The following is a 15,965-nucleotide window of genomic DNA, read 5'->3' on the forward strand; positions in this document are numbered from 1 at the left end:
AGCGTACCGTTACGCTGCCAGCCCGGCACCGTCCCCTGCCACAAGCGCCCGGTTCGCGACCCGCGTTCCCGCACAGGAGATAACGGGCAGTATGGAGCGGGTGAAAAGGACGGGGATAGATTTCGGGAAAATTCTTTGCGGAAGGAGGCGCGGCATGGGCGTCTCCCTCTCCCCGTTCACGGGGAGAGGGTAAGGGTGAGGGGCAGCGCCAACGTCGCAGAACGTGGCGCCGCCCCTCACCTGCCTGCCGGCATCCTCTCCCCGTAAACGGGGCGAGGAAAGCAGCTTCCGCGTTGCACTCCGTCCACTCTGTCCGTCGCCAATGTTCTCATGCAAGGACTGGCGATGGCATGACGGGGCCGACAGGGCGGTCGCCCCGCGGCTCACCCGGCGCGGGCGAATCCTTCCGAGGCCTTCAGCAGGCGCCTGGTGTAGTCGTTCTCGACGCGGTGCGCGGCGAGGTCGGGGGCCGCGAGCGTTTCGACCACCTCGCCGTTCTGCATCACAGCCAGCCGTCCGCACATATGGGTGACGACGGCGAGGTCGTGGCTGACCATCAGGAAGGTGAGGCCGCGCGCGCGGCGCACCTGCTCCAGAAGGTTCAACACTTCGGCCTGCACCGAGGCGTCGAGCGCCGAGGTCGGCTCGTCGAGCAGGAGGATCGACGGTTCGAGGATCAGCGCACGCGCAATCGCCACGCGCTGGCGCTGGCCGCCGGACAACTGGTGCGAATAGCGGAAGCGGAAGCCGGACCCCAGCCCCACCTCGTCCAGCGCGCGGCGGATGCGCTGTTCGCCGTCGCCGATGCCGTGGATGGCGAGCGGCTCCTGCAACAGCCGGTCCACCGTCTGGCGCGGATGCAGCGAGCCGTAGGGGTCCTGGAACACCATCTGCACCTGTCGGTAGAAGGCTTTGTCGCGACGGCGGCCGAGCTGTTTGCCGTCCAGCGCAATGGTTCCGGCTGTGACCGGCGCCAGCCCGGCGACGGCCCTGAGCAGCGTCGATTTGCCGGAGCCGGATTCGCCGACCAGCCCGAAGGATTCGCCGGGCTGCACGGCGATGCTGACGCCCTTGAGCGCGCGGAAGCGGTCGAAGACGACTTCGAGGTCGGTGACGGCGAGGGCGTGGGTCATCGCGCCAACCCGTGAATGAAAGTAGCCCCACCCCTGACCCCTCCCCGCAAGGGGGAGGGGGAGCTGCCGCATGCCAAGTCCCCCTCCCCCTTGAGGGGAGGGGCTAGGGGTGGGGGTAGCTTACTGCGAAGATTTCCCCTCACTGCGCCCACTCCGCCTGCCGTTGCAGCACCGGCAGCGGGTGCCGGTCGGCGCCGATCTTGGGCATGCAGTCGAGCAGGCCGCGCGTGTAGGGATGCTCAGCCCGCGACAGTTCCGATGCCTTCAGCTGCTCGACCACCTTGCCGGCATACATGACGACGACGCGGTCGCAGAAGGAGGAAACCAGCCGCAGGTCGTGCGAGATGAAGATCAGCCCCATGCCGCGCTCCGCCACCAGCCGGTCGAGGATGGCGAGCACGTCGAGCTGCACGGTGACATCGAGCGCCGAGGTCGGTTCGTCGGCGATCATCAGTTCCGGCCCGGCGATCAGCATCATGGCGATCATGGCGCGCTGGCCCATGCCGCCGGAGACTTCGTGCGGGTGCAGGTCGAAGACGCGTTTGGGGTCGCGGATCTGCACGGCCGCCAGCATGTCCAATGCCCGCTCGCGCGCCTCGGCCTTCGTCACCCTCTCATGGGTGCGCAGCGTCTCGATGATCTGCCGGCCGATGGTCATCACCGGGTCGAGCGAATATTTCGGGTCCTGCAGGATCATGGCGATGCGTTTTCCCCGCAGCGCGCGGCGCTCGCGCGGCGGCAGCGCAAGCAGGTCGAGCCCGTCGAAGGCGAGTGTCTTCGCCAAGACCTCGGCCTGCGGCGGCGTCAGCCCCATGATGGCGCGGCCGGTCTGCGACTTGCCCGAGCCGCTCTCGCCGACGATGCCCAGCCGCTCGCGGCCGAGCGCGAAGGAGACGCCGCGTACCGCCTCGATGCGGCCGGTGCGTGTCGGGAAGGTGACGCGCAGGTCCTCGATGTCCAGCAGGTTGCCGCTCATTGCCGCCTTGTTCATTGGTCGCCGCTCCGCGGGTCGAGCGCGTCGCGCAGGCCGTCGCCGAGCAGGTTGAAACCCAGCGAGACGATCAGGATGGCGACGCCCGGCGCGCCGGCCACCCACCACTGGTCGAGGATGAAGCGGCGGCCCGACGCGATCATCGCGCCCCATTCGGGCAGCGGCGGCTGTGCGCCCAGCCCCAGGAAGCCGAGGCCGGCGGCGGTCAGGATGATGCCGGCCATGTCGAGGGTGACGCGCACGATCAGCGAGGAGAGGCACAGCGGCATGATGTGGCGAAGCACGATGCGGAAGGGCGAGGCGCCCATCAGTTCCACCGCCTTGATGAAATCGGAATTGCGCACCGTCAGCGTCTCGGCACGGGCGATACGTGCGTAGGGCGGCCACGACGTGATGGCGATCGCCAGCACCGCGTTCTCGATGCCGGGGCCGAGTGCCGCGACGAAGGCCAGCGCCAGCACCAGCTTGGGGAAGGCGAGGAAGATGTCGGTGATGCGCATCAGGACGGCGTCGATCCAGCCGCCGGCATAGCCGGAGACGGTGCCGACGGCCAGGCCGACGGGGGCCGCGATGATCGCCACCAGAACCACCACGAAGAGCGTCAGCCGCGAGCCGTGGACGATGCGCGAATAGATGTCGCGGCCGAGATCGTCGGTGCCGAACCAGTAGTCGGCGGACGGCGGCAGAAGCCGCGCGTTTTTCAGGTCGCCGATATAGGGCGAATGGGTGGCGAGCACGTCCGCGAGGGCGGCCACCACCAGAAGGGCGATGATGATGAACAGCCCGACCATGGCGAGCCTGTTGGCCGAGAAACGCCGCCAGGTGACATAGGCGCGGCCGAGCCGCGCCTGCATGCGCGAGGCCGGACGTTCCGACAGCAGCCATTCGCGGCGGGAAAGGGGGGCAGCGTCGGAGGTGGTCATGGTAGGGCCTCCGGCGAGAGATGGTTGCGCGAAATACCCCCACCCCTAGCCCCTCCGCTCAAGGGGGAGGGGGAGTTGGCATGCGGCAGCTCTCCCTCCCCCTTGAGCGGAGGGGCTAGGGGTGGGGGTGGCCAATGAAGTTCCGCCCTCATCGCACCTTCGTCCTCGGGTCGAGCAGCTTGTAGAGCAGGTCGGAGAACAGGTTGATGGCGATGAAGACCGAGCCGATGACGATGGTGCCGCCGAGCACGGCGTTCATGTCGGCGTTCTGCAACGAATCGGTGATGTAGAGGCCGATCCCGGGCCAGGAAAACACCGTCTCGGTCAGCACCGAGCCTTCCAGCAGCCCGGCATAGGAGAGCGCGATCACCGTCACCATGGGGACTGCCGCGTTGCGCAGCGCGTGGCCCCAGATGATGCGCGTTTCCGACAGGCCCTTGGCGCGCGCGGCGACGACGTATTCCTGGCTGAGCTCGTTCAGCATGAAGGAGCGCGTCATGCGGCTGATATAGGCGAGCGAAAAATAGCCGAGCAGCGCGCCGGGCAGGACGATGTGGCGGAACACGTCCCAGAACACGTCCCACTGGCCCTGCAGGGCCGAATCCAGCAGGTAGAAGCCGGTGACCGGCGTGAAGGTGTACTGATAGACGATGTCGATGCGGCCGGGGAACGCCACCCATTGCAGCTTGGCGTAGAACAGCACCAGCGCCAGCAGGGCCAGCCAGAAGATCGGCACCGAATAGCCGACGAGGCCGACGACGCGCACGAACTGGTCGGCGAGACTGCCGCGCTTCACCGCCGCCAGCACGCCGAGCGGGATGCCGAGGACGGTGCCGATCAGGGTGCCGACCGTCGCCAGCTCGATCGTCGCGGGGAAGACGCGGCGGATGTCGGCCATCACCGGGTTGGTGGTCAGCACCGAGGTGCCGAAATCGCCGTTCAGCGCCGCCTTGATGTAGATCCAGAATTGCTCGATCAGCGGCAGATCCAGCCCCATCTCGCGGCGGGTGCGCTCGACCACGCTCTCGGGCGCGCGGTCGCCCAGCACCGCCAGCACCGGATCGATCGGGATGACGCGGCCGATGAAGAAGGTCACGGCGAGCAGGCCGAGATAGGTCGTTGCCGCAATCAGCAGGAAGCGGCCGATGCCGCCCGCAATGGCAAGCGCGCGGCCGCTGCCGCGCGCCCCCGCCTGTTGTTCAACCGCGCTCAAGGAAACGGCCTTCCGGCTATTCCTTGGAAACCTGACTGACGAAGTTGGTGTCGAAGCTGGGGCCCAGCTTGAAGTCCTTCAGGTTGGCGCGCAGGCCGGCGACTTCGAGCTGCTGGTGGATGATGACGAAGGGGCTTTCCTCCAGCGCCTTCTTCTGCAGCTCCTGGTACATCGCCGCGCGCTTGGCCGTGTCCTTCTCCAAAAGGGCGGCTTCCGTCTGCTTGGTCAGTTCCGGGATGTCCCAGGCGTTGCGCCAAGCCAGCGTCTTGGTCTTGCCGTCGTCGGAATTGTCGGGGTTGGAGACGAAGGTCTGCGCGTTCGAGTTCGGATCGAAATAGTCCTGCCCCCACTGGCCGATATAGATGTCGTGGTTGCGGGCGCGGTACTTGGTCAGGGTCTGCTTGCCGTCGCCGGGGATGATCTCGATCTTGACGCCGGCCTGCGCCGCCGTCTGCTGGATCGATTCGGCCATGGCCGTCGTCGGCTGGCCGTTGCGCACGTCCATGGTGACGCTGAAGCCGTCCTTCAGCCCGGCTTTCTCCAGCAGTTCCTTGGCTTTGGCGACATCGAGCTTGAAGGGGTTCTCGTCCAATTCGCCGAGGTCGCCCTTGGGCAGGAAGGTCTGGTGGATCTCGCCGATGCCCTTGAGGATGGTCGAGCCCAGCGCGTCGTAGTCGACGAGGTACTTGAACGCCTGGCGCACTTCCGGCTTGGCCAGCTTCTCGTTCTTCTGGTTGAGGCTGATGTACCAGACCGTGCCCTTGGGTGCGCTCACCGTGGCGAGGTCCTTGTTGTCGGCGATGGCGTTGAGGTCGTTCGGCTCGAGGTTGCGGGCGACGTCGATGTCGCCGGCCTGCAGGGCCAGGCGCTGCGCCGAGCTTTCCTTCATGTGGCGATAGATGACGCGGGCGAGCTTGGGCTTCTCGCCCCAGTAATTGTCGTTGCGCTCCATGACGACGGCCTCGTTGGCCTTCCATTCGCGCAGCTTGAAGGGGCCGGAGCCGGCGTAGCCGGTCTTCATCCAGCCGTTGCCGAAGTCGTTGTCCCACTTATGGTCGGCGTCCGGCGTCACCGCCACGGCGTGTTCCTTGACCAGCTTGGAATCGACCACGGAGCCTACCGTGGAGGACAGGCAGTTCAGCACGAAGCTCGGCGCATAGGACTTGTCGACGGTGAACTGGAAGGTGGTGTCGTCCACGGCCTTGGCCTTTTCGGCGACGTTGTCGCCGGTGATGCCGAACTGGTTGATGATGAAGGCCGGGCTCAGGTCGAGCTTGACGACGCGCTCGAAGGAGTAGGCGACGTCGGCGGCGGTGATCGGGTTGCCGGAGGCGAACTTCAGGCCGGGCTTGAGCTTGAAGGTGTAGACGAGGCCGTCGTCCGAGATCGTCCAGCTCTCGGCGAGGTCGCCCTTGACCTTGGAGGTGTCGTTGAGGTCGATGCGGATCAGAAGGTCGTAGGTGTTGCCCGTCACTTCCGCCGTCGACAGTTCGAACGCCTCGGCCGGGTCGACGCTGATGATGTCGTCGATGGCGAAGCCCTCGACCAGCGTGTCGGCCGGCGTCACGGCGAAGGCGGGCGATGCCGCCACGAAAGCGGACAGGGCGGCGCCTGCCAGCCACATGCGGGAGCGCAGGGCGATCTTTTCCATCATCATCGGAGTGTTCCCTTTGTTTTGTTAGAGGGTTCGATCAGGGTGCGTTCAGGCCGGATCGAACGATGGCCCGAACCATAGCGGGCGGTTTCGTCGCCAGCAACAGCGCTTTTGACGGTCATCACAGGCGGCCGGTGAGCCGGTTGGCGGCGGTCGCCGCCATCGCCTCGGGCAGGCTCATCGCCCAGCGATCGCGGCAATAGGCGCGGAAATCGAAGCAGGGCAGGCCGGGACAGACCTCGAATTCGATGAGGTGGAGCGTGTCGTCGGCCTCGACGCGCAGGTCGAGCGAAAAGACGTCGCGCAGGCCGAGCCCTTGCATCAGCCTGCCGGCAAGCGTGCGAATGCGGGCGTCGGCGCCGGGCTGGCTGCGCGCCACCGGCTCCAGCACCGGTTCGGTGTAGCGGCCTTGCGCCTTCGCCGCTGTGCCGGTGTTGCCGTAGAGGGCGAGACTGTCTTCCATGGTCTGGAAGTCGGCGCCGGAATCGACGAAGGAGATGCCCAGCGCCTCCGTGCCGGCGGCAGGTTCGACGGCGAGGAAGGAGGCGCGCGCGTTGCGGCCTGCGACATAGGGCTGGACGATGGCGTCGTCACGGTAATAAGCGAAGATGCGCCGGCTAAGTTCAAGCGCGTGATCCAGCTCAAAACAGCGGGAATCCGGCCAGATGCCGATCTTGGCGCCGAGCCGGTTCGGCTTGACGAACCAGCCTTGCGGCGATGCGGGCGGCGGCGCCAGCCATTTGCCGTCGCGCGCCAGGCCGGCGGGCGGAACCGGCAGGGCGAGAGCTGAAAGCACGGCGCCGGCGCGGAACTTGTCCTGGCACAGCGCGAACACCGAATCCTCGGCGCCGATGGTCCCGAAACCGCCCAGCCGCGCCAGCGCCGGCGCCGCCCCGCCACGGAAATAGGCGATGCCGTCGGTCAGCGTCCACACGAGCGTCGATGCCGGATCGCGCTGGGCAAGGGCCGCCGCCGCATCGTCCAGTTCCACCGGCGCAAAGCGCAGGCCACGCTCCGCGCAGGCGGCGGCGATGGCGTCGAATTCGACGGCGAGATCGGTCGATTGCGCGAGATAGGAGGCGATCTCGGCAGCGCGCTGCGCTTCGAAACCCTCGGCGGCCAGCCGGTCGAGGCAGGCCCGTTCGGGCTCATGGATCAGGACGAGTTCCGGGCTGGGCATGCTTCTTGGGGGTCCGATGATCCGGTCAGTCTCGCATTCGCGCAGGGCTCGGCATCCGATAAAACCGACGCGGGATCACCAGCGGCGCGACATGCTCAGATCAGCACGCGCGGCTCGAAGCGGCCGCGCACCGGCAGGTCGATCAGGAAGGTCTTGCCGGCTTGCGGGTCGGCGGCGCGCTGGTCGGCGTCCATGTCCGCCCAGGCCGAGGTGACGGCGAGCCGGTCGGCCTTGGGGCCGTAGAAGGCAGGGCAGGAGGGCTGCCTTGTCGGCATGCGGACCGAGCGCGTCAGCTTGCCGTCGGGAGAATAGGCGTTGACGCACGCCTCGCCCCAGCGGGCGTTCCACAGCGTCCCGTCGAGATCGACCACCGAGCCGTCGTGGTCGCCGCTGCCGTCGCCACGGTCGGCGAACACTTTCGGCTCTCCGGCCGGCAGGCCGGTGGCGGGGTCGCAGGCGGTGCGCATGATGAGGCCGGTCTTGGAATCGGTGTAGTAGGCGATCGCGCCGTCGGCGGTGAAGGCGATGGAATTGGGGATGGAGATGTCGGCGAACAGCCGCCGCAACTCGCCCTTGAAGAACCAGTAGATCGAGCCGGCGCCCGTCTCGGCCTTCTTGCCCATGGTGCTGAGCCAGAAGGCGCCGCAGGGATGGACGCGGGCGTCGTTGGAGCGCGTCACCGCATTGTCGGCCTCGACCGGCATGTGCAGCGTGAGTTTGCCGGTGGCGGTGTCGCGCAGGTAAAGCCCGTCCTCGGCTGAAATGAGCTGCCGGTCGCCGTCGACGATGGCGATGGCGCTGGCCATGCGGCCGAGCGGATGGGTCTTCGTTTCGGTTCCGGAACGATGCTCGACCAACAGGCCATTGACGATATCGAACCAGTAGAGCGTGTCGGTTCCCGGATCGTAGCTCGGGCCTTCGCCGAGTTCGCAGACGGTGTTCGACAGGGCCGTGACGGCAGGTCCGCTCATGTGCTTCTCCCGAAGACGGAATCCCAGGCGGCGACGGCGGCGCGGGCCTTCGCCGCCACTTCGGCCACCGTCATGCCCGGCTTGAACAGGCCAGAGCCCAGCCCGAACACGCTGACGCCCGCTGCCTTGTAACCGGCGAAATCCTTGTCGGAGACGCCGCCGACGGCGCCGACTAGCGTTTCGCGCGGCAGCACGGCGCGCATCGCCGCGATGCCGCCCGGCCCGAGCACGCTGGCCGGGAAGAATTTCAGCGCCGAGGCGCCGAGGCGGATCGCCTGGAAGGCCTCGCTCGAGCTGAACACGCCGGGCATCGTCACCATGGCATGGCGCGCGGCGCGCTTCATCACGTCCGCGTCGATGTTGGGGCTGACCAGCAGGCGCCCGCCGGCACCGTGCAGGCGGTCCACGTCGGCTTCCGTCAGCACGGTGCCAGCGCCGATCAGCGCGGTGGCTGGCAGGGCGGCCGCCAGCCGCTCGATCGACACGAACGGATCGGGCGAATTGAGCGGCACTTCGATCGCCTCGATGCCGGCGGCGAAAACCGCCTCGCCGATGGCCACGGCCTCGTCCGGCTTCAGTCCACGCAGGATGGCGACCAGCCCGCGTGCGAGTTTCGGAAAGGGGGCGGTTTGTGTCATGCGGGCTCCTGCGTCGAAGCGATCATGCCGTTCTCCCGTGCCGCGGCAAACAGCCCGGCGCGCACCGCCTCGTCGGCATCGACCGGCCGGATCGTGTGTCCGGCCAAGCCGAGGGCAGCGCCATAGAGCACACCCAGCGCTCCCGAGGCGACGAGCGCGACCGGCTCCTTGCCGGCCGGGTATCGCCGGTTCGCCGAGGCGATCTCGGCGCCGATCAAGAGGCCGGAAAGGCAGGCGGCGGCATCGTCCGGCCCCAGCCCATGCAGCAGGCCGGCGGCGCGGATGGAAAACAGCCGGCCCATGATGTCGCCGCCTTCGGCAAGCGCTGCCTCGCACCAGCGCCGGAACGCCGGGCTGTCGGCGGTCACGGCGGTGGGATGCTCTCCCAGCGAATGGCGCAGGATGGAGTGCGCGGCCAGAACGGAAAACAGTTCGCCCGTCGGCCATGTGCCGAAGCCGGTCACCGCCCCGTCCTCGACCGCGACCCATTTGGAATGCGTGCCGGGCATGCAGACGATGTGCCGGCCACGCCCCGCCAGCCCGGCGCCGGCAAGCTGTGTCTCCTCGCCGCGCATGACGTCCGGCGCATCCGCCAGCCGTTGCGCCATGCCGGGCACGATGCGGATGTCGCGGCCGGCGTCCGGCACGCTCAGCGCGCCGCGCAGCACGGCCGAAAGCGGCGAAGGCACGTCGACATAAGGGGCTTCCAGCCAGCCCTGGCGGGCGCCGACCATGCCGCACATGATGACCGGCAGGCCGGCCGGCGCGCCGGCCGCCGCTAGATGCTTTTCCAGCACCGTGGCAAAGCCTTTGTCGCGCGCGCTGATGAGGCCGTCGTCGCCGCGCCGCTCGGCCAGCACCGTGCCGGCGCCGTCGAGCAGCCAGAGCCTCAGCCGCGTCGTGCCCCAGTCGACCGCAGCGATGGCCGGTGCGGCGCTCACAGCACCCCTCCGTCGACGATCAGCGTCTGCGCCGTCAGCATCGCCGAGGCGTCGGAGGCGAGGAACAGGCAGGGTCCGACCATGTCGTCGGCCACCATCATGCGCGGGATCGCCTGGCGCGCGATGTGGCTGTCGAGATTGTCTCCCTTCACCCACAGCTTCCGCTGCCGTTCGGTGACGACCCAGCCCGGCGCGATGGCGTTGACGCGGATACCTTGCCGGCCGTAGCGCCCGGCCATGCCCTTGGTCAGGCCGACGATACCCGCCTTGGCGATCGTATAGGCCGGCATGTCGCCCATGTTGAGCATGAAGGAGGTCGAGGTGAAGTTGACGATGGCGCCGTGGCCCGCCTCTTTCATGCCCGGCACCACCGCCTGCACGGTGAAGAAATGCGGCCTGAGGTTGACGGCGAGGTTGGCGTCCCATTCCTCCGGCGTGACGTCTTCGGCGGCGTGGCGGTCGTCGCGCGCTGCATTGTTGACCAGCACGGTCGCCGGGCCGTGGCGGGCTGCCGCCTCTGCCACCGCCGCGCGCAGGGCGCCGACATCGGCGAGGTCGGCCTTGAGATGGAGCGGGCGGTTTCCGGTTTCGGCGAGCGCCTCGCACAGCGCCCGGCTGGGTTCCTCGGCGATGTCGATGAAGGCCACCCTGGCGCCCTGCCGCACGAAGCCTTCGGTCAGCGCCGCGCCGATGCCGGAGCCGCCGCCGGTGATCAGCACCGAGGCGCCCTCAAGGTCGGCGAACCGCGCCGATGGCATCATGATTGTCTCCCTCCACCGGCGGCGACAGGCCGCGATGCGCGGGCGCATCCTAGCCGGCCGCGATGCGCGGGCAAGCGCGAAAAGCAGCACCTGGCCTGTTTTGTCGGACAAAATCGCGGGAACGGCGGCTCGGTCGCCTTCCGGCTGTCGTCACACCGCCTTGATGCGTTGCGCGCCACGGAAGGAATCACGCAGGTAGCCGAGCGTGGCCTCAGCGTCGGCCGGCTTGCCGAACAGGTAGCCCTGGCCGCCGCCGCAGCCGAACTGGATGAGCCTGTCGGCCTGCGCCTCCTCCTCGATGCCCTCGGCCACCACGTCCATGCCCAGCCCCTCGCACATGGCCAGGATGGCGCGGATGATGTGCTCTGACGGTTTGTCCTCCAGGATGGAAGAGACGAAGGCGCGGTCGATCTTGAGCTTGTCGAAATGGAATTCGCGCAGGCGGCCGAGCGACGACTGGCCGGTGCCGAAATCGTCCAGCGAGACGCGGATGCCCACCCGCTTCAGGTCCTCGACGATCTTCTCGGCCGAGGCCGGGTCGTTCATCAGGCCGGTTTCGGTGATCTCGACCTCCAGCCGGCGCGGATCGAAGCCGTTGCGGTCGAGGATCGACAGGATGTGCAGGCCGGTGTTCTGGTCGACGAGCTGCGAAGGCGACAGGTTGAACGACAGGAAAAGGTCCTTCGGCCAGGCGCGCGCGGCTTCCGTCGCCTTGCGCAGGATCAGCTGCGACAGCGGCCCGATGATGCCGCGTTCCTCGGCGATCGGGATGAAGACGGCCGGCGAGATAGGCCCGAGGTCGCGATCGGTCCAGCGCGCCAGCGTTTCGAAGCCGATGACGCGGCGCGTAGCAAGATCGACGATGGGCTGGAAGTGCGGCTCCACTTCGCCCGCCGAGACGGCGCGGCGCAGCGCCTGCTCGATGCGGGTGACGTGCTTGGCCGCCTCCTCCATCTCGCGCGTATAGACCATCACCTTGCCGCGCCCCGAGCGCTTGGCGTGGTAGAGCGCGGTCTCGGCCTTGTTGACCAGGATTTCGGTCGTTTCGTCGCCGGAATAAAACAGCGAGCAGCCGACGGAGGCCGAAAGGCGGGCGGTGCGCTCGCCGACGTCGTAGGGCGCCGACAGGATCTCGATCAGCATGCGCGCCCTCTCGGCGGCCGCTTCCTCGGAAAACACCATCGGATAGAGGAAGGCGAACTCGTCGGCGCCGATGCGGCAGACGCTGGAATGCGAATCCATCGAGGCGCGCAGGCGCATCGCCACCTGGATGAGGATGTCGTCGCCGGCCTTGTGGCCGAACAGGTCGTTGATGGGCTTGAAGCCGTCGAGGTCGACGATGCCGACGGCAAAGGGTGCGGGGTCATCGGCACGGTCGGCGATCAGCCGCTCCACCTTGTCGAAGAAGCGGCGGTGATTGCCCAGTCCCGTCAGCGGATCGGTGAAGGCCAGATCCGTTCCATCCCTGTATGCCTGCCCGGTGCCAAACGAAGTTTGCATCGGTTTTCCTGTTCTGATGCCGGAAATTGCGGCGACCATGGCAGAAAACCGTTTAGGAAAAGTATCTCCGGCGCATTTCTATGACGAAATACGCCGGATTGTGGACAGATGTGTCCGGTTCCTCGTTTCACGCTGCTGACGGCAACGTTCAAAACGGAACGATTGGCAGCGCCCCGCCAAGCCTGTAGAGCAGGGCGCACCGCCAGCCGGAGACTGAGACCGCCATGCCGCTCGATATCGCCGTCCAGATGGACCATGTCAGAACCGTCAACATCGTCGGCGACACGACGTTCGCGCTGTCGCTGGAGGCGCAAAGGCGCGGCCACAGGCTTTATCATTACACGCCCGACCGGCTGGCGATGGTCGGCGGCAAGGTCTTCGCCCGTCTCGAGCCGATGACGGTGCGCGACGAGAAGGGCGACCACTTCTCGCTCGGCGAGCCGGTGCGCACCGATTTGTCCGAGATGGACGTGGTGCTGCTGCGCCAGGACCCGCCCTTCGACATGAACTACATCACCACCACGCACATGCTGGACCGCATCCATCCGAAGACGCTGGTGGTCAACGACCCGGCCTGGGTGCGCAACAGCCCGGAAAAGATCTTCGTCACCGAGTTTCCCGACCTGATGCCGGAAACGCTGATCACCAAGGACCCGGCCGAAGTCGCCGCCTTCCGCCGGGAGCATGGCGACATCATCGTCAAGCCGCTCTACGGCAACGGCGGCGCCGGCGTCTTCCACCTTCCCGAGGCCGACCGCAACCTCGCCTCGCTCTTGGAGATGTTCGCCCAGCTTTTCCGCGAGCCGTTCATCGTCCAGCGCTACCTGAAGGATGTGCGCCAGGGCGACAAGCGCATCATCCTCATCGACGGCGAGCCGGTCGGCGCCGTCAACCGTGTGCCGGCCGAGACCGAATCGCGCTCCAACATGCATATCGGCGGCCGCGCCGAGAAGACCGAGCTGACGCCGCGCGAGCGCGACATCTGCGCCGCCATCGGCCCGGAATTGCGGCGCCGCGGCTTCATCCTCGTCGGCATCGACGTGATCGGCGACTATATGACCGAGATCAACGTCACCTCGCCGACCGGCATCCGCGAGATCAAGCGCTTCGGCGGCGCCGACGTCGCCGCCCTGTTCTGGGACGCGGTGGAAGCCAAGCGCACGTAAGGCATTATGTCGAAAAGTTGATGCCGGTTTTCGGCAAAAGCGATGCGGAAACAGAAGCTGCGCCTGGTGCGCCGGATTTGTTCCACCGGCGCAACCGGATGCAACCGCGCTACAGCTTCGGCGCGAAATTGTTCTTGAAATGTTCTTGATCTGATCGGGCGATTATATATTTGACAAACCCGCTTCCGAGCGCATAAAGACATCCGCATATCTGCAAAATGAAATATGCAATGAACTCAGCGGGTTACGAATCACCCGCGCCGATTCGGTCGTGCGGCACCGCACAAACTGGACTGCCCAGCGAGAATCACGGTAACGTAGCCCATTCAGACGCCTTGGCGCCTGTGGAAAACGGCTTATGGGAGGAACCTTAAGCCATTGAATTTAAGAGTTTTTGTCACGACAGTTTGGGATGCATCCCAAACTGCGGTGGTTGAGCATTGACTCGAACATAAGCCGCGCCTCATATCCAAGTGTCTTATGAACAAAGAAACCGCCGCCAACTCCCCAGCCGGCGACGGTCCTTTCTAAGTTCATATCCCGCTCATTTGTCGATGGGCGCGGGACACGGCTATATTGCAAGCTGGTTTTGAGTCAAAAACCGGCCGTGGTCAAGCCCATCGTCTTCACAAACGGAGACAAGGCCAGTGGCCATCTTCCCCAATGAACCGAGCTACAAGCTCACATTTGACGACGCTGTTGAAGTCCACCGCATGTTGTGGGAGGGCTGGTTTCAGAACCGCATCGCCGCTCATTTCGATGTAAACCCTGCTCGCGTCTCTGACGTGAAACATAAGCGAACGCACATGGGCAGTTACGAAGCCGCTCGGAGCAAGTATGGCGGGCGCGCAGCCTAGCTGCTTGGAAGCCCGTCATTTACTGGCGGGCTTCTTTTCCTTTTGTCGCGATGCCGTAGCTATCTTCTTCAGCTGCGCATCAAAGGCTTCTTCGCTGTCGTCAGCCTTTAGCTCACGGGCAGCTTCCTTAAATTTCTGATATTGTGACAAATCAGATTCTTTTGGCTTGTGTGTCATGAGTGAACACTTTGTTTTTGCCGACGAGGCGGGATGTTTTAAATTTGAGGCTGGCAACCATGCCAGTCGATACTTCATTCTTTGCACCGTCCGCATGCAATCTTGCGAAGTTGGTGCAGACCTTTTGGATCTTCGCCGCCGCCTCATGGCGAAGAAGCAAATAGATGACGAAGGCTTCCATTGTACCACGGATAAGCAGCGTGTCCGTGACCAGGTTTTCGCTATTCTTGGCAACCACAAATTCGAGATAGACGCGACGATCCTGGAAAAGGCGAAGGCGCTTCCAAAGACGCGTCCGGACGAGCCGACCTTCTATAAATACGCGTGGTACTACCATGCCAAAGACTTACTGCCTCGCCGGTTCAAGGATGGCGACAACGTGCTGATTTCGGCAGCGGCGCTAGACACAGCGAAGGGCAAGGCTGCATTCCGCAACGCCTTCAATGAAGTGATTCAGCAAACGGGGAAGCATCTAGAACATACGACCGTTTTCCACCTCGCCAAAACAGACCCGTGTCTGCAAGTCGCTGACTACTGCGCGTGGGCATTGCAGCGAAAATGGGAAAGAGATGACAAGCGTTCTTACGATTTAATCGCTGACAAGGTCACGTCAGAGTTCGATCTTTGGCGCTTTGGGAAGACGCTACACTACTAAAAAGTTGTGCGCCCCGCTATCCCGATTATCTCCTTTTCAGGAGCGGCCCGTTTGGGCTTTTCGTCAGGCAAGGGGCGCACGAACCGTCGATAATATAATCGATGCTAAAGAATCTGGCAACCGGTCATGGCTGCTTTTTCCGTTTCGGACTCGAAACAGCCGTTGAAAAAGGCCGATTTTTGCCCTCGTATCTCCAAAGCGGAAGCTTTAGCTGTATCGGCTTCCGATAGTGATCATGCTTCGCCGTGGCGAGGTCCATGATAGGTAAGCCGCTTGCCCTTGGCGCCTTTCAAGGCAACCAGCGAACGTACGGCATCGTCAATGCCCATCGCCGAACGGTGCGAATAGCGGAAATCAAACTCCGCCAGATAGCGGTGTAGGTGGTGTTCGGCACAATGCTGGTAGACGCCCTTCATGCCGCGCTTGAAGATCGAATAGAAGCCTTCGACGGTGTTGGTGTTGACCTTCACGTCACCTTCGGTGCGGCCATACTCATTCGCGGAATGCTCGACGCGGCCATGAGAGGCAAACTCACCGCCGACGCGGACGTAGTGACGGGCTTCGTCGGTCATGAGCGCGCTTTCCTTGGCAATGTTGGCGCGGACAATTGGGACGATACGGGCAACCGTGGTGCCGTCGATATGGAAGGAACGGGCGATGCCGCCGCGCTCGACAAGAGTAAGCACCGTGTTCTTGTGGGCGCGGCTGTCACGGAGCTTGGGCATACCGGAAAGGCGACCGATGAACGTCTCATCCACTTCCACGGTCTTGCCGTTGCCGCCCATGGGCGTGAAGTCATCGGAGCGCATGGCTTCGCGAATACGGTGCGCAAGGAACCATGCGGTCTTGTAGGTGCATTCCAGAACGCGGTGAAGCTGGTGGGCGGAAATGCCCTTCTTCGAGGAACACATGAGGTGGATCGCCTGCAACCACTTGTGCAGCGGCAGGTGAGTTTCCTCGAAGATCGTACCCATGCGCACGGTGAACTGCTTGCGGCAGGCGGCGCACTTGTAGAGGCCGTGACGTTCGACACCATGCGGGTTCTTCTTCGAAGGCTTCGTGCGAACGCCCTTTAATGCGTAGTGCTTGTCCATTGAGCCGCAATGGAAGCAAACCGGACCCTGCGGCCACATCATCGCCTCGACATGCTCGAAGGCGGCGGCTTCGTCGTGGAAGTAGGGACGGGACAGAACGGACATGGCGAT

15 protein-coding genes are annotated in these 15,965 nt (G+C 65.1%); 2 read left to right on the forward strand and 13 right to left on the reverse strand.

The window, feature by feature from the left end:
- Window positions 1-383: 383 nt before the first annotated feature.
- The 11 genes from E6C48_RS04060 to E6C48_RS04110 form a co-directional block, all read right to left on the reverse strand.
- Complete coding sequence (locus E6C48_RS04060) at window positions 384-1,133, reverse strand: ABC transporter ATP-binding protein (protein ID WP_136354302.1); 750 nt, start codon at window positions 1,131-1,133, stop codon at window positions 384-386.
- A gap of 139 nt (window positions 1,134-1,272) precedes the next feature.
- Entirely contained in the window at window positions 1,273-2,109 is an 837-nt protein-coding gene (locus E6C48_RS04065; RefSeq protein WP_136354986.1) for an ABC transporter ATP-binding protein, read from the reverse strand.
- Between the two features lie 11 nt (window positions 2,110-2,120).
- Window positions 2,121-3,047 (reverse strand): nickel transporter permease, encoded by a 927-nt coding sequence (gene nikC / locus E6C48_RS04070; protein ID WP_136354304.1) that lies wholly within the window; start codon window positions 3,045-3,047, stop codon window positions 2,121-2,123.
- A 148-nt stretch (window positions 3,048-3,195) separates the two neighbouring features.
- Complete coding sequence (locus E6C48_RS04075; protein ID WP_136354306.1) at window positions 3,196-4,260, reverse strand: ABC transporter permease; 1,065 nt, start codon at window positions 4,258-4,260, stop codon at window positions 3,196-3,198.
- 16 nt (window positions 4,261-4,276) lie between these two features.
- Window positions 4,277-5,917, reverse strand: coding sequence for an ABC transporter substrate-binding protein (locus E6C48_RS04080; protein WP_136354309.1), 1,641 nt, complete (start codon window positions 5,915-5,917; stop codon window positions 4,277-4,279).
- 118 nt (window positions 5,918-6,035) lie between these two features.
- Window positions 6,036-7,094, reverse strand: coding sequence for a D-alanine--D-alanine ligase family protein (locus E6C48_RS04085; RefSeq protein ID WP_136354311.1), 1,059 nt, complete (start codon window positions 7,092-7,094; stop codon window positions 6,036-6,038).
- A 95-nt stretch (window positions 7,095-7,189) separates the two neighbouring features.
- Complete coding sequence (locus E6C48_RS04090; RefSeq protein WP_136354313.1) at window positions 7,190-8,065, reverse strand: SMP-30/gluconolactonase/LRE family protein; 876 nt, start codon at window positions 8,063-8,065, stop codon at window positions 7,190-7,192.
- Window positions 8,062-8,703: a 2-dehydro-3-deoxy-6-phosphogalactonate aldolase gene (locus tag E6C48_RS04095; protein WP_136354315.1), complete on the reverse strand. Its 642-nt coding sequence runs from the start codon at window positions 8,701-8,703 to the stop codon at window positions 8,062-8,064. Before E6C48_RS04095 ends, E6C48_RS04090 begins: the two co-directional genes overlap by 4 nt.
- Window positions 8,700-9,644, reverse strand: coding sequence for a 2-dehydro-3-deoxygalactonokinase (locus E6C48_RS04100; protein WP_136354317.1), 945 nt, complete (start codon window positions 9,642-9,644; stop codon window positions 8,700-8,702). The genes E6C48_RS04095 and E6C48_RS04100 overlap by 4 nt, the downstream gene beginning before the upstream one ends.
- The gene (locus tag E6C48_RS04105; protein WP_136354319.1) at window positions 9,641-10,405 is read right to left on the reverse strand and encodes an SDR family NAD(P)-dependent oxidoreductase; all 765 of its coding nucleotides are present in this window, start codon (window positions 10,403-10,405) and stop codon (window positions 9,641-9,643) included. The genes E6C48_RS04100 and E6C48_RS04105 overlap by 4 nt, the downstream gene beginning before the upstream one ends.
- 150 nt (window positions 10,406-10,555) lie before the next feature.
- A complete protein-coding gene (locus E6C48_RS04110; RefSeq protein WP_136354322.1) occupies window positions 10,556-11,905 on the reverse strand; it encodes a putative bifunctional diguanylate cyclase/phosphodiesterase in 1,350 nt (449 codons plus the stop codon).
- A 224-nt stretch (window positions 11,906-12,129) separates the two neighbouring features.
- Between E6C48_RS04110 and gshB the strand changes: the two genes are divergently transcribed.
- Entirely contained in the window at window positions 12,130-13,071 is a 942-nt protein-coding gene (gene gshB, locus E6C48_RS04115) for a glutathione synthase (protein ID WP_136354324.1), read from the forward strand.
- Between the two features lie 872 nt (window positions 13,072-13,943).
- On the opposite strand, the gene E6C48_RS22475 is transcribed toward gshB, so the two are convergent.
- Window positions 13,944-14,105 carry a hypothetical protein gene (locus E6C48_RS22475; RefSeq protein WP_168734445.1) on the reverse strand — a complete coding sequence of 54 codons (162 nt, stop codon included), beginning with the start codon at window positions 14,103-14,105 and terminating at the stop codon, window positions 13,944-13,946.
- On the opposite strand from E6C48_RS22475, the gene E6C48_RS04125 reads away from it, so the two are divergent.
- The gene (locus tag E6C48_RS04125) at window positions 14,104-14,760 is read left to right on the forward strand and encodes a DUF3800 domain-containing protein (RefSeq protein WP_136354326.1); all 657 of its coding nucleotides are present in this window, start codon (window positions 14,104-14,106) and stop codon (window positions 14,758-14,760) included. The genes E6C48_RS22475 and E6C48_RS04125 overlap by 2 nt on opposite strands.
- A 233-nt stretch (window positions 14,761-14,993) precedes the next feature.
- Here the strand turns inward: E6C48_RS04125 and E6C48_RS04130 are convergent, their stop codons facing one another.
- A complete protein-coding gene (locus tag E6C48_RS04130; protein ID WP_136354328.1) occupies window positions 14,994-15,959 on the reverse strand; it encodes an IS1595 family transposase in 966 nt (321 codons plus the stop codon).
- Window positions 15,960-15,965 lie beyond the last annotated feature (6 nt).

This window comes from Ollibium composti, from assembly GCF_004801285.1.
GTDB classification, from domain to species: Bacteria; Pseudomonadota; Alphaproteobacteria; order Rhizobiales; family Rhizobiaceae; genus Mesorhizobium; species Mesorhizobium composti.

What these genes read in the sequence shown, in the direction of transcription:
- E6C48_RS04105 (WP_136354319.1), bottom strand. Translation starts at nt 10,405, where the DNA reads ATGATGCCATCGGCGCGGTTCGCCGACCTTGAGGGCGCCTCGGTGCTG.
- E6C48_RS22475 (WP_168734445.1), bottom strand. Translation starts at nt 14,105, where the DNA reads ATGACACACAAGCCAAAAGAATCTGATTTGTCACAATATCAGAAATTT.
- E6C48_RS04080 (WP_136354309.1), bottom strand. Translation starts at nt 5,917, where the DNA reads ATGATGATGGAAAAGATCGCCCTGCGCTCCCGCATGTGGCTGGCAGGC.
- E6C48_RS04130 (WP_136354328.1), bottom strand. Translation starts at nt 15,959, where the DNA reads ATGTCCGTTCTGTCCCGTCCCTACTTCCACGACGAAGCCGCCGCCTTC.
- E6C48_RS04060 (WP_136354302.1), bottom strand. Translation starts at nt 1,133, where the DNA reads ATGACCCACGCCCTCGCCGTCACCGACCTCGAAGTCGTCTTCGACCGC.
- E6C48_RS04125 (WP_136354326.1), top strand. Translation starts at nt 14,104, where the DNA reads ATGAGTGAACACTTTGTTTTTGCCGACGAGGCGGGATGTTTTAAATTT.
- nikC (WP_136354304.1), bottom strand. Translation starts at nt 3,047, where the DNA reads ATGACCACCTCCGACGCTGCCCCCCTTTCCCGCCGCGAATGGCTGCTG.
- gshB (WP_136354324.1), top strand. Translation starts at nt 12,130, where the DNA reads ATGCCGCTCGATATCGCCGTCCAGATGGACCATGTCAGAACCGTCAAC.
- E6C48_RS04095 (WP_136354315.1), bottom strand. Translation starts at nt 8,703, where the DNA reads ATGACACAAACCGCCCCCTTTCCGAAACTCGCACGCGGGCTGGTCGCC.
- E6C48_RS04110 (WP_136354322.1), bottom strand. Translation starts at nt 11,905, where the DNA reads ATGCAAACTTCGTTTGGCACCGGGCAGGCATACAGGGATGGAACGGAT.
- E6C48_RS04065 (WP_136354986.1), bottom strand. Translation starts at nt 2,109, where the DNA reads ATGAGCGGCAACCTGCTGGACATCGAGGACCTGCGCGTCACCTTCCCG.
- E6C48_RS04090 (WP_136354313.1), bottom strand. Translation starts at nt 8,065, where the DNA reads ATGAGCGGACCTGCCGTCACGGCCCTGTCGAACACCGTCTGCGAACTC.
- E6C48_RS04085 (WP_136354311.1), bottom strand. Translation starts at nt 7,094, where the DNA reads ATGCCCAGCCCGGAACTCGTCCTGATCCATGAGCCCGAACGGGCCTGC.